General features: G+C 63.0%; 12 protein-coding genes. 9 read left to right on the top strand and 3 right to left on the bottom strand.

Translation table 11 applies throughout. The features are described 5' to 3' along the window. Positions 1-14: 14 nt before the first annotated feature. From M0H32_RS11800 to M0H32_RS11760, 9 genes are all read left to right on the top strand, one after another. Entirely contained in the window at positions 15-932 is a 918-nt protein-coding gene (locus M0H32_RS11800) for a carbohydrate ABC transporter permease (RefSeq protein WP_248154141.1), read from the top strand. Next, positions 929-1,282, top strand: a complete 354-nt coding sequence (locus tag M0H32_RS11795) for an MmcQ/YjbR family DNA-binding protein (protein ID WP_248154139.1) — start codon at positions 929-931, stop codon at positions 1,280-1,282. Before M0H32_RS11800 ends, M0H32_RS11795 begins: the two co-directional genes overlap by 4 nt. Continuing rightward, the gene (locus tag M0H32_RS11790) at positions 1,283-2,131 is read left to right on the top strand and encodes a carbohydrate ABC transporter permease (protein WP_248154138.1); all 849 of its coding nucleotides are present in this window, start codon (positions 1,283-1,285) and stop codon (positions 2,129-2,131) included. Beyond that, positions 2,128-4,215 (top strand): alpha-galactosidase, encoded by a 2,088-nt coding sequence (locus M0H32_RS11785; protein WP_248154136.1) that lies wholly within the window; start codon positions 2,128-2,130, stop codon positions 4,213-4,215. The genes M0H32_RS11790 and M0H32_RS11785 overlap by 4 nt, the downstream gene beginning before the upstream one ends. 61 nt (positions 4,216-4,276) lie before the next feature. Then, positions 4,277-5,041, top strand: coding sequence for an SDR family NAD(P)-dependent oxidoreductase (locus M0H32_RS11780; RefSeq protein ID WP_248154134.1), 765 nt, complete (start codon positions 4,277-4,279; stop codon positions 5,039-5,041). Beyond that, entirely contained in the window at positions 5,038-5,958 is a 921-nt protein-coding gene (locus M0H32_RS11775; protein ID WP_248154132.1) for a 2-dehydro-3-deoxygalactonokinase, read from the top strand. The genes M0H32_RS11780 and M0H32_RS11775 overlap by 4 nt, the downstream gene beginning before the upstream one ends. Then, positions 5,955-6,569 carry a 2-dehydro-3-deoxy-6-phosphogalactonate aldolase gene (locus tag M0H32_RS11770; protein WP_248154131.1) on the top strand — a complete coding sequence of 205 codons (615 nt, stop codon included), beginning with the start codon at positions 5,955-5,957 and terminating at the stop codon, positions 6,567-6,569. Before M0H32_RS11775 ends, M0H32_RS11770 begins: the two co-directional genes overlap by 4 nt. 5 nt (positions 6,570-6,574) lie before the next feature. Next, on the top strand, positions 6,575-7,414 hold the full coding sequence (locus tag M0H32_RS11765) for an SMP-30/gluconolactonase/LRE family protein (protein ID WP_248154129.1): 840 nt from the start codon (positions 6,575-6,577) through the stop codon (positions 7,412-7,414). 195 nt (positions 7,415-7,609) lie between these two features. After that, the gene (locus tag M0H32_RS11760; RefSeq protein ID WP_248154127.1) at positions 7,610-9,511 is read left to right on the top strand and encodes a beta-galactosidase; all 1,902 of its coding nucleotides are present in this window, start codon (positions 7,610-7,612) and stop codon (positions 9,509-9,511) included. Between the two features lie 171 nt (positions 9,512-9,682). On the opposite strand, the gene M0H32_RS11755 is transcribed toward M0H32_RS11760, so the two are convergent. The 3 genes from M0H32_RS11755 to M0H32_RS11745 form a co-directional block, all read right to left on the bottom strand. Then, positions 9,683-10,357 carry a DsbA family oxidoreductase gene (locus M0H32_RS11755; RefSeq protein ID WP_248154125.1) on the bottom strand — a complete coding sequence of 225 codons (675 nt, stop codon included), beginning with the start codon at positions 10,355-10,357 and terminating at the stop codon, positions 9,683-9,685. A 151-nt stretch (positions 10,358-10,508) separates the two neighbouring features. Beyond that, a complete protein-coding gene (locus M0H32_RS11750) occupies positions 10,509-12,398 on the bottom strand; it encodes a monovalent cation:proton antiporter-2 (CPA2) family protein (protein ID WP_248154123.1) in 1,890 nt (629 codons plus the stop codon). Next, positions 12,398-13,015: an NAD(P)H-dependent oxidoreductase gene (locus tag M0H32_RS11745; protein WP_248154121.1), complete on the bottom strand. Its 618-nt coding sequence runs from the start codon at positions 13,013-13,015 to the stop codon at positions 12,398-12,400. The genes M0H32_RS11750 and M0H32_RS11745 overlap by 1 nt, the downstream gene beginning before the upstream one ends. Between the last annotated feature and the right edge of the window lie 4 nt (positions 13,016-13,019).

Raw genomic sequence — 13,019 nt, 5'->3', positions numbered from 1 at the left:
CCGAGAGATCCAAAATGGCCCAAGCGTCCGTCACCGAGACCCGCCAGAGTTCCTGGTGGCACCGCAACCAGCAACAGCTGACACCCTGGCTGTTCCTGGCTCCGGGGATCCTGTTCTTCCTCTTTTATGTGATCTTCCCGATCTTCCAGTCCTTTAATCTGTCGCTCTACGAGTGGGACGGGCTGGGTCAGGCGGAATTTGTCGGTCTCTACAATTACGACGAACTCTACTATGACGACGCGTTCTACACATCGCTGAAGAACAACGTCATCTGGCTGCTGCTGTATTTGCTGGCAATCCCGGCCGGTCTTTTCATCGCGCTGTTTCTGAACCAGACCGTCACGGGCATCCGGCTCTACAAGTCTCTGTTCTTCTTTCCCTTCGTGATCTCGCAGGTCGTTGTCGGCCTCGTCTTCACCTGGTTCTACGATCCGACCTTCGGTATCCTCAACGTGCTGCTCGGCGCCGTCGGCCTGCCGCCGATGAACGTGCTCGGCGACGAGAACTGGGTGACCGTCGGCATTATCGTCGCCGGTCTCTGGCCGCAGACCGCCTATTGCATGATCCTTTACCTGACCGGTCTCAACGCCGTCGATCCGGAGCAGATCGAGGCCGGCCGCCTCGACGGCGCCAAGGGCTGGCGCATGCTCTGGTACATCATCGTGCCGCAGCTGCGCCCGGCGACCTTCATCGCCTTCGTCGTCACCATCATCGGCGCGCTGCGCTCCTTCGACCTGATCTCGGTCATGACCAATGGCGGCCCCTTCGGCGCCAGCCGAGTGCTCTCCTTCTACATGTTCGAGGTCGCGCTCTCCGAATACGGCTTCCGCATGGGCTACGGCGCGGCGATTGCCGTGGTGCTGTTCCTGATCATGCTGGCCTTCATCGCCTACTTCCTGTGGTCGATGTACAAGGAGGAGCGTGCGCGATGACCGGACGCGACCTCGTCAACGACATTTGCGCGCGGTTTCCAGGCGCGGAAGTGTCCGACCCCTGGGGCGGAGGACACGATGCCTGGAAGGTCTGCGGCAAGATGTTCGCCTGCATCGGCTCCGTCGGCGACGGTGTCTCGGTCAAGTGCCGCGACATCGAAACGGCCGCCATGCTGATCGACGCGGGGGTGGCCCGCCGCGCGCCCTATTTCCACAAGAGCTGGGTCAGGCTGGACTGGGACGCTCCGGAAGATGAAATCCGCCACCGCCTTGAAATGTCCTACGACACCATCCGCGCGAGCCTGACAAAAAAGCTGCAGGCCGGCCTCGCACCGAGGGAGGAGGCATAGATGTTTCCGACACCGATCGAACGCACCTCCCGCTCCTGGCAGGTCACCTATCAGGCCCTCCTGCCTCTGGCGCTGATCCTGTGGCTGCTACCGCTGATCGCGGTTGCGATCTTCTCCGTCAAGCCGGACGCGGATTTCGCCAACGCCAACTACTGGGGCTGGCCGTCCTCCTTCGAGGGCTTCACAAACTATGCGCTGGTCTTCACCGGTTCGGACATGCCGCAATATCTCCTGAACTCGTTCAAGATCACCATTCCAACCGTGATCGGTGCCGTGGCCCTGTCCTGCATGACCGGCTTTGCCCTCGGCATCTACAAGTTCAAGGCGAATATCTGGCTCTTCTTCATGTTCGTGGCCGGCAATTTCGTGCCGTTCCAGATCCTGATGGTGCCGGTGCGCGACCTGACCCTGCAGATGGGCCTTTACAACACCATCACCGGCCTGGTGCTGTTCCACATCGCCTTCCAGACCGGCTTCTGCACCCTCTTCATGCGCAATTTCATCCGCGCCCTGCCCTTCGAGCTGATCGAGGCGGCCCGCGTGGAAGGCATCGCGGAATGGAAGATCTTCTGGTACGTGGTGCTGCCGCTGATGAAACCGGCCATTGCCGCTCTCTCTGTGCTGATCTTCACCTTCATCTGGAACGACTATTTCTGGGCCGTGGTCCTGACCCAGGGCGTTGAAAGCCAGCCAGTCACCGCGGGCATCACCTCCTTCAATGCCCAGTACCGCGCCGCCTATCACCTGATGAGCGCCGGTTCGATCGTCGCCGCGCTGCCGCCGGTTGCCATGTTCTTCCTGATGCAGCGGCACTTCATCGCCGGACTGACGCTGGGAGCCGTGAAGTGATCAGCCAGCCTGTGAAAACCTGGCATCTCGGTGACAGGCACCAGAGCCTGGTGCTGGCCAGCTTCGACAACAGGTTGCCGGAAGCCGTCTACTGGGGTCCCGCCCTTCCTACGGGCGAGTCCACAGAGACGCTTTCGGCAGCCGCGAAGCTGGATGTCACCGGCGGCATGGTCGATGAAAACGCCGCCATCAGCCTTTGCCCGGAAGCCTCGCAGACCTTTTCCGGCCAGGCCGGACTGGCAGCCAGAAGCCGGGACGGCAACCCGCTTGCGCCCGCCTTCCGTCTAGAAAGCGAGGCAGCTTCAGAGCATGGCCTGACGCTCGTCTTTGCCGACAAGACCCTCAACCTGACCCTCGTCTTCGACCTCACACTGACGCCCGGGACCTCGCTTCTGAAGCTGCAGACCCGGCTGGAAAGCGCGGATGTCATCCAGGTCGACTGGCTGGCGGCGCCTGTTCTGCCCGTTCCGGCCCATACCGGTGAGATGATCGAATTCTCCGGCCGCTGGTGCGCGGAATTCCTGACCAATCGCCTGCCCTTCGCGCCGGGCGCCCGGGTGCGCGACAACCGCACGGGCCGCACGGACCATGCCCATTTCCCGGGTCTGATCGTCTGCAACAGGGCCACCACCAATACCCAAGGCGAGGCCTATGCCTTCCATTACGGCTGGTCCGGCGGGCATCGGATGGTCGCCGAGGAGCTGGCCGACGGCCGCCGTCAGGTCCAGTTCGGCCATGCCTCGGGATCCGAGGCCGCCGGCTGCCACTTTGTCACCGCGCCGCTTTATGCCACCTATTCCCAGGACGGCCTCAACGGCACCGCAGTTCGGTTCCAGCGCCACCTGCGTGACAGCATTATCGAGGGTGCGCGTGCACCGCGCCCGGTACATTACAATTGCTGGGAAGCGGTCTATTTCGATCACAAGATCGACGAACTGAAGGAGATCGCGTCCCGCGCGGCCGGACTCGGCGCTGAACGTTTTGTACTCGATGACGGCTGGTTCGGCCGGCGCGACGACGACACATCGTCTCTCGGCGACTGGGTCATCGATGCCCGCAAATACCCGGACGGCCTCACCCCGCTGATCGACCACGTCAAATCCCTCGGCCTTGAATTCGGCATCTGGTTCGAGCCGGAAATGGTCAATGAGAACAGCGAGCTTTACCGGGCGCATCCCGACTGGGTGCTTGGACCAGCCGACCAGATCCGCGGCCGGCAGCAGCTGGTGCTCAACATGGCGCGCGAGGACGTCCGCGCTTACCTTCATGCCCAGATCGCGGCGGTTCTGAAAGATAACGACATCGGCTACATCAAGTGGGACCACAACCGGGTGCTGCCCGTGGTCGAGGCAGCTCAGACCGAAGGTCTTTACCGACTTCTCGACCAGCTGCGCGCCGAATTCCCGCAGGTCGAAATCGAGAGCTGTTCTTCCGGCGGCGGCCGCATCGATTTCGGCATTCTCGAACGCACCCAGAGGGTCTGGCTCTCCGACAGCAACGACGCTCTGGAACGCCAGCGTATCCAGCATGATGCCGCCCTGTTCCTGCCGGCCTCTGTCACAGGTTCTCATGTCGGGCCGCGTCATTGCCACACATCCGGCCGGACCCTCGACATCCGAATACGCGCCTGGACCGCCGCCCAGCGGCATATGGGCTTCGAGATGGATCCGCGCGAGCTGACCGGCGAAGAAGCTGAAATCCTGCAGAAGGTCACCAGCTGGTGGAAGGACAATCGCGGCTGGATGATGCGCGCCGACATCCTGCGCCTGGACAGTTCCGACCCGGCGGTGATCGCCGAACAGCAGCTTGCCGAGGACGGCAGCCGCTTCGCTGTCTTCGCCGCGCTGACCAGGCCGTCCGACCAGATCCTTCCACATCCTGTCCGTCTGACGGGTCTGGACCCGGCCGCCACATACAGGCTAACACTCGCCAATCGGGACGACGCCCCCCGCCTGTCACGCGGAACGCCGCTTCTCAAAACCCAGGACCTTCAGACCAGCGGACAGTATCTCATGTCCCACGGCGTCACCTTGCCGTGGCGGTTTCCGGAAACCGTCTGGGTGCTGGAAGGTCACCGCATCTGAGGAGCGCCCCTCAGGTAAAATCATTTTCGGCTCGTGCCGCCCAACGCATTAAGGAAGTGCCATGTACGCGACTTTTCCGGATCTCAGGTACGCTTCGGTTTTCATTACCGGCGGGGGCTCCGGCATCGGTGCGTCCCTGACCGAAGGCTTCCTCGCGCAGGGGGCAAAGGTCGCCTTTGTCCAGCGCTCGGACGCGGCCGCCTTCTGCGAAGAGATGGAACAGAAACACGGCCACCGTCCGCTGTTCCTGCCCTGCGACATTACCGACATGACCGCACTTAAAGGCGCAATGGACAAGGCTGCGGAAACCCATGGCGCTATCACCGTCCTGGTCAACAATGCCGCCAATGACAAGCGCCATGCCACCGAAGACGTCGACGAGGCCTTCTGGGACTGGTCCCAGGCGATCAACCTGAAGGCCTATTTCTTCGCCTGCCAGCACGTCATTGCCGGCATGCGTGCCAATGGCGGCGGCTCAATCGTCAACTTCACCTCGATTTCCTACATGATGGGCAATGCCGGTTACGCGGCCTACACCACGGCGAATTCCGGCATCAACGGCATGACCCGCAGCCTCGCCCGCGAATTCGGCCCGGACCGGATCCGCGTCAACGCGATCGCACCGGGCTGGGTCCTGACCCAGAAGCAGAAGGACATGTGGGTGACGCCGGAAGGGCTTGCCGCCCATATCGACCGACAGTGCCTCAAGGACGAACTTGCGCCTGAGGACATGGTCGATCCGGTCCTGTTCCTCGCCTCCAAGGCAAGCAAGGCGATGACCGGCCAATCCCTGGTCGTCGATGGCGGGGTCGTGGTGACGGGATGACTTCAGAGACCGACATGGACTGGATCGCGGTGGATTGGGGAACGACCAATCTGCGCGTCTGGGCGCAAGACGATGCCGGCAGGACGCTGGCCCATCGCCAGTCCGAAAAGGGCATGGGCAAGCTTTCCCGCCAGGACTTCGAACCGGCGCTCCTCGAACTGGTCGCGGATCTGCTGCCGGCGGGCGGCAAGAGACCTGTGATTGTCTGCGGCATGGCCGGCTCGCGCCAGGGCTGGGCCGAAGCGCCCTACAAAACGGTGCCGTGCACGCCGCCTTCGGTTGAGGATGCGACCCGCGTCGAGACAACCGACCCGCGGCTTGACGTTCGCATCCTGCCCGGCATCAAGCAGATGTCCCCGCCGGACGTTATGCGCGGCGAGGAAACCCAGATCGCCGGCTTCCTGGCCGATAACCCGGATTACAGCGGAACGCTGTGCCTGCCGGGCACCCACACCAAGTGGGTTGCTCTTGAAAACGGCAATATCGAGCGGTTCCAAACCTTCATGACGGGGGAGAGCTACGCGCTTTATTCCAGCCAGTCCGTGCTGCGCCACGGCCTGTCGGCGGACGCCCTCGACGGAGCAGCCTATGAGGCAGCGGTCACGCGCCTGCTCGATAAACCGACGCGCTTTGCCGCGGAGCTCTTCGGCGTGCGCGCCGGAGGCTTGATCGCCGGCCTTACACCTGAACAGGCCAGCGGCCGGCTGTCGGGCATCCTGATCGGCGCGGAGCTCGCCGCCGTCAGGGACGTCCTTGACCTGAGCGACGTGACGCTGCTCGGCAGCGACGGCATCGCAAAGAGCTACCGGACCGCGCTGAATTGCCTGGGCCATGACGCCAGGCTGCTCGACGCCGGAACCATCACCCTGAAGGGCCTTGCCCTTGCCTTTTCCCGCCTTTCAAAGGTGTCTTCATGAGCCGCAACCTGATTGCCATTCTTCGGGGGCTCACCCCGGACGAGGCCCTGCCTGTCACCGACTGCCTGATCGAGGCCGGCATCACCCACATTGAGGTTCCGCTCAATTCGCCGGATCCGCTGACAAGCATCAAGGTGATGGCGGAGACGTTTTCAGACCGCGCCGAAATTGGCGCCGGCACGGTGTTGGAGCCCGAGCAGGTCACCGAGGTCAAGGCCGCGGGCGGCACGCTGATCGTTTCGCCCGACTGCAATCCGGATGTCATCCGCGCCACCAAGATCTGTGGCATGTCTTCCTTTCCGGGCGTGATGACACCGACGGAATGTTTCACCGCCCTGCGCAATGGCGCCGACGGGCTGAAATTCTTTCCCGCCTCGCTGATCGGACCCGACGGCTTGAAGGCAATGCTCGCCGTTCTGCCGAAAGGCACCGCCACTTATGCGGTTGGCGGCGCCGGGCCGGACAATTTCGGCGACTGGATCAAGGTCGGCGCCGCGGGATTCGGCATCGGTACGGCGCTCTACAAACCCGGCTTTTCCGTCGCCGAGATCCGCGACAGGGCCAACACGATTGTCGCCGCCTATGACGCGGCTGTTGCAAAGGAGGCTTGAGGCCGATGAGCACGCTTTTCGACGACCGCCAATGCACCCTTGGCGAAGGCCCGCTGTGGCACCCGGAGCGCAGCCAACTGTTCTGGTTCGACATCTTGAACAGGCAACTACTCAGCCGGGAAAACGGTGCACCACGCAGCTGGCAATTCGATGAATATGTGTCCGCGGCCGGCTGGGTCAGCCGCAACGAGCTGCTGATCGCCAGCCAGACCCAGCTGTTCCTGTTCGACCTCGAAACGGAGGAATCCCAAAAACTCTGTGACCTGGAAGCGGACAAAGCGATCACCCGCTCCAATGACGGCCGCGCCGATCCGAAAGGCGGCTTCTGGATCGGCACGATGGGCATCCAGGCAGAGCCCGGCGCCGGCGCCATCTACCGCTATTACAAGGGCGAACTGCGCAAGCTCTACGGTGACATCACCATTTCCAACGCCATCTGCTTTGCGCCAGACGGCAGCACGGCCTGCTTTTCCGATACCGCCAGGCAGACGATCCAGAAGGTCGCCCTGGATGCCGATGGCTGGCCGGCCGGGGACCCCGAACTTTTCGTCGATCTCGGCCCGGAGGACCTCAAGCCGGACGGAGCTGTCATCGACAGCGAAGGCCATCTCTGGAATGCCCAGTGGGGCGCCAACCGCGTGGCCCGCTACGCCCCCGACGGCAGCTTCGTCGAGGCAATCTCCTTCCCGGCCAAGCAGGTCTCCTGCCCCGCTTTCGGCGGCGCCGAGCTGGCAACCCTCTACGCCACAACAGCCGCGGAAGGCCTCGACGGCGAAGATGAAGGCAAAACCTATTCCGCGGACGCCAGCGCCCGAGGCCAGCTCGAGCACCGGGTGGTGCTGTAGCAAACAATTGTCATCCCGGACGGAGCGCAGCGAAGATCCGGAACCCAGGACTTCTAGGCAACGGCAAACAGCAAGATTTCAAAGGACCTATGAAGGGTCCTGGTTCTTTGCTTCCGCGGGGATGACACGGAATGTGTGGCAGGGCACGTCGGTGAATGTGCCGTTTGCCGACCAAAACATCAGTGAGCACACGTCATGAAACGCACCCTTGGCACCTGCTATTATCCGGAACACTGGCCCGAGGAGATCTGGGAGGCCGATGCCAGGCGGATGGCGGAAGCCGGGCTGACCTGGATCCGGATCGGCGAATTCGCCTGGTCACGCCTGGAACCAAGCCCCGGCGATCTCCGCTTCGACTGGCTCGACCGCGCCATCGAGGTCCTCGGACAGACCGGCCTCAAGGTGGTGCTGGGCACGCCGACCGCGACGCCGCCTCGCTGGATGATCGACAGGCACCCGGACATGGTCGCGGTCGATGTCAATGGTCATCCGCGCAAGTTCGGCTCGCGCCGCCACTATTGTTTTTCCCATGAGGGCTACCGCCAAGAAAGCGACCGGATCGTGACGCTCATCGCCGAGCGCTACGGCAAGAACCCGCATGTGGCCGCCTGGCAGACCGACAATGAATATGGCTGCCACGACACGATCATTTCCTATTCGGAGGCCGCCCGGGACGCCTTCCGGCTGTGGCTGAAGGCGCGCTACGGCACCGTCGAGGCGCTGAACCGCGCCTGGGGCAATGTCTTCTGGTCGATGGACTATCTGTCCTTCGACGACATCGACCTGCCCAACCTGACGGTGACCGAGCCGAACCCGTCGCACACGTTGGCTTTCCGCCGGTTCTCCTCCGACCAGGTCGTCCACTTCAACAAGCGTCAGGTCAACATCATACGCGCCCATTCCGACGCGCCGATCAGCCACAACTATATGGGGCGGATCACCGATTTCGATCATTTCAAGGTCGGCGACGATCTCGACATCGCCACCTGGGACAGCTACCCGCTCGGCTTTCTGGAGGACCGTGTCGGTGCCGACGATGCCCACAAACGCACCTTCATGCGCCAGGGCGACCCGGATTTCCAGGCGTTCCATCACGATCTCTACCGGGCCGTCGGCAGGGGCCGCTGGTGGGTGATGGAACAACAGCCCGGCCCGGTGAACTGGGCGCCCTACAATCCGGCGCCGCTTCCCGGCATGATGCGCCTCTGGGCCTGGGAAGCCTATGCCCATGGCGCGGAGGCCGTCTGTTATTTCCGCTGGCGCCAGGCACCCTTTGCCCAGGAACAGATGCATGCCGGCATGCTGCGCCCGGACAATGCCGACGCCCCGGCCCTGATCGAGGCGCGCCAGGTCGCCGACGAACTCCGCAACGCGCCGGATGTCTCCGCGCCGCAAGCGCCGGTCGCGCTGATCTTTGACTATGAGGCCGACTTTGCCTGGACCACCCAGCCGCATGGCGCCGGCCTGTCCTATTTCCAGCTGGTCTTCGACACCTACAAGGCCCTGCGCAAGATTGGCGTCTCCGTCGACATCGTGCGCGGCGAAACCCGCGACTTTACCGGTTATCGCATCGTCGCCGCGCCGGGCCTGATCTACATGCCCCAGGATCTGAAACAGGCGCTGGCCGAGGCCAATGCGCCTGTGGTGCTCGGTCCACGCACGGCGGCGCGCAACGCCGACATGGTCGTCCCCGTGCCATTACCGCCGGACATGCCGGGCCTGGAGGTCACTGTCTCCAGGGTGGAAAGCCTGCGCCCGGACATGCCGATGGCCCTCACCGGCGGCGGTGCCTTCTCGGGTTATCGCGAGGAACTGGAAACCGCGGCGGACGTGGTGCTTAAGCTGGAGACCGGTGAGCCGGCCGTCGTCCGCCAGGATCACCTGATCTATGTCGGCGGCTGGGGCGATGCGACCGCCTTGCAAAGGATCTACCGGCCCCTCTGCGAAGAAGCCGGCATCGCCACGCGCGAGCTTTCGGGAGGCGTCCGCTGCCGTGACACGGACGGTTTCAGGATCTGGACCAACTACGGCGCGGAGGCTGCCGAAACACCTGCCGGCCGGATCGAGGCGGCTGGGGTGTTGTTTGAAAAGCTGTGAAGCCATCAACAAAGACAGCGCTTCCCCAAATTCAGCGTCATCCTGAGGAGGGCCAACGGCCCGTCTCGAAGGATCGGTAAGCACTCCGGAGCAAGCAGCCGATCCTTCGAGACGCCGCCGAAGCGGCTCCTCAGGATGACGCTTTTGGGTGGGGCACCCCAGGGAAGACCGCTATGCCGCCTCGCCGTCCACCAGCTGGCGGATGATCGATGCATAGTTCTCCGCGCCTTGCGCGCCGGTGATCAGATGCCGGCGTTCGAAGATGACGGCCGGGACGCCTTGAATGCCGTTCTGGGTCCAGAAGGCCTCTTCCTGGCGGATCGCATCGGCATAGCGCCCGTCCTCCAGCACCTTAAGGGCCTCGGCCCGGTCGAGGCCGATACTCTCGGCAACGTCGGCCAGCACAGCGGGGTCGTTCAGATCTTTGCCATCACGGAAATAGGCCTGAAACAGCGCCATTTTCAACGGATGTTCCTTGCCTGCGGGGCCGGCCCAGTGGATCAGCTGATGCGCCTTGAACGTGTTGACCATGCGCATGTCGTCGGTAAAGCGGAAGTCGAAGCCGAGATCCGCGCCGATCGCCGTCAGGCGGTCCCGCGCGGCCTGGGACTGTTCTGCGGTCGAACCGTATTTGCGCATGATGTGCTCACGCAGGTTTTCACCGCCCTCTTCCATGTCCGGATTGAGTTCGAAGGGATGCCACTTGATCGCCGCCGAAACCCCGGTCTCGCCGATGGCCTGTTCCAGCTGTTTGAAGCCGACGATGCACCAGGGGCAGACGACGTCGGAAACGATATCGATCTGCAGCACGCTGTCGTCGAGGCTCTGGCTGTCTTGAGACGTCATATGAATTCCTTGTCTCCGGCCATCATCTTGGGTGCCGGAACCGGTGTCCTGTCTTGCCCTGCCATATAGGAGCCGGCAACCATCGGCAAAAGGCAGCGGTTACCGGCAAGTAACCGCATTCCGGCTTAGAATATCGAGGAACCTCCCCACTTCACAAGGTCGCGTCTCCCTTGGGCGGCGGATTCCAGCCGCGCTCGGTGCGTTCATGGCGTTCGTCGCCCCGATCGACCCGCATGATCTCGAACAACGTATCGGATTGGGCGCGCATGGCGTCGATATAGGATTTGTCGACACCACCGTCATTGTAGTTCTCACGGAGATTGTCGAGCATCGCGAGGTCGTGCTTGCGGAACTCCTGTGCTTTCGTACGGGCCCGGAACGGATGGCGGCCAAGCTCGGCAAAGGCCCGCCGTCCGAGGGCCAGTGCCCCCTCGAACACCTCTCGCTCCGCGTAATGCGCCCCGGCATTCTCAAGTTCGTAGATATGATGCCGGTCACGCGCCCGGGCCAGTATCTTTACCTTCGGATAGGTCCTTGCGACATGCTCGACCATCAGCGTCTGTTTTTCCCGGTCGTCGATCGCCGCGATGAAAAGATCGGCCTGGTCGAGACCCGCCCCGTGCAAGAGGTCCGGCCTTGTGGCATCGCCATAAAAGGTGCGGATGCCGATCCGCGCGAGATTGTCGATGGTCTGCGGATCATGGTCCAGGATGACGACGTCATAACCGCTGGTAAGCAGCATGCGCGAGACGATCTGGCCGAACCGGCCCATGCCGGCCACCACCACCCGGCCGCGCTTGTCAACCGTGTCCGGTTCCCGGTCCGACTTTGCAACGGCGCGCGGCGCGACCACCTTTTCATAAAAAATGAACAGAGCCGGCGTCAGCAGCATCGAAATCGCCACGACCAGGGTCATGGTTTGCAAAAGGCTCTGTTCCAGTGCCCCGCTGCTGCTTGCAAAGCCGAACAAGACGAAGGCGAATTCACCGGCCTGGGCAAGCCCCAGTGCGAACAGCCAGCGGTCCGCGCCCTGCAGCCTGAACAGGGCACCAAGCGCGAACAGCACACAGAATTTCACCGCCATCAAGCCGATGGCAAGGCCGAAGATGGTCAGCGGCGCACCGAACAGAAGGCCAAAATCAATGCCCGCCCCGACGGTCAAAAAGAACAGGCCGAGCAGCAGCCCCTTGAACGGTTCGATATCGGCCTCCAACTCGTGCCGGTAATCGCTGTCGGAAAGCACCACGCCTGCGAGGAACGTGCCGAGTGCAGGTGACAGGCCGACAAAATCCATCAGGAGCGCGATGCCGATCACCAGAAGGAGTGCGGTCGCCGTGAAAATTTCCCGAAGGCGCGCCTCGGCGATGAACCGGAACACCGGCCGCAACAGATGCCGTCCAGCCAGGATAATCGCGGCGATCACCGCCAGGATCACCAGCGCCTGCGCCCAGCCCGGCAGCGCCGCCAGGGCCTCGCCGCCATGGGCAGCGGCCTCACCATGCCCCTCCGAGCCTTGGTCGCCGCCACCATGCCCGACCGCGAGCAAGGGCAGAACTGCCAGCATCGGGATGACGGCGATGTCCTGGGTCAAGAGCACCGAGAAGGAGCTCTGCCCGCCCTGTGTCTTCAGCCAGCCCTTTTCGTTCAGCGTCTGAAGCACGATTGCGGTCGAGGACAGCGCCAGGATCATGCCGAGCGCGACGGCGCTTTGCCAATGGAGCCCGAAGGCCAGCGCGATGCCGGAAAAGACGGCTGTGGTGCCGAGCACCTGCAGACCGCCCAGCCCGATCAGTTGCTGGCGCATCTTCCAGAGCATCGCCGGCTGGAGTTCCAGACCGACCAGGAACAGCATCATCACCACACCGAATTCGGCAAAATGCTGCACGTCGGTGGCTTCCGATCCGACAATGCCGATGACCGGGCCGATGACGACGCCAGCGATCAGATACCCGAGCACCGAGCCGAGACCGAGGCGGTTGGCGATCGGCACCGCAATCACCGCGGCGCACAGATAGACGAAGGCTTCGCTGAGCAGGGCCATCAGACCGCCTCCCCCTTGAGAATGAAATCATCGAGCACATCGGTAAGGAGCGCCGCTTTTGAGGCCTTGTCCAGATCGAACCGGTCGGCGACGAGCGCCTTCAGGAGATCGTCATAGGCGTTGCGATGCACAGTCACGCGGTCTTCTTCCCGCGCCCTGCCGGCCCCGAACATCACGAAGGGTGCCAGATAGCGCATGCCGCAGAGATCGGCGGTTTTCTCGAACGGCCCAAGCAGGCTGCGCAGCTCGGCGTGGTTCATGCCCTCCGTCGAGTAGGCCTCCGGCCTGGCGCCGGTCGTGATCGCGTTCAGGAAGATCTTGCCCTGCAGCGCCTTGCCGTGAAGGCCGTAGGCAAAGCCGTGTTCCAGCACCAGGTCCTGCCATTCCTTCATGATGGCCGGCGCCGAATACCAGTAGAGAGGATGCTGGAAGACAATCACGTCATGTGCCACCAGCCGGGCCTGTTCCCGATCAATGTCGATGCCGAAATCCGGATACTCGGCGTAAAGATCGATTGCCGAGACGCCCTCGACCGCCTGTGCGGTTTGGAACAGCGGCTGGTTCACCTCGGACGTGTCCGGTCTCGGATGCGCGAAAAGAACAAGAACCTTGGCCAAGATG

The sequence above is a fragment of the Roseibium sediminicola genome, assembly GCF_023156505.1.
GTDB lineage: Bacteria > Pseudomonadota > Alphaproteobacteria > Rhizobiales > Stappiaceae > Roseibium > Roseibium sediminicola.
This window is presented reverse-complemented; position numbering and strand designations above follow the sequence as displayed.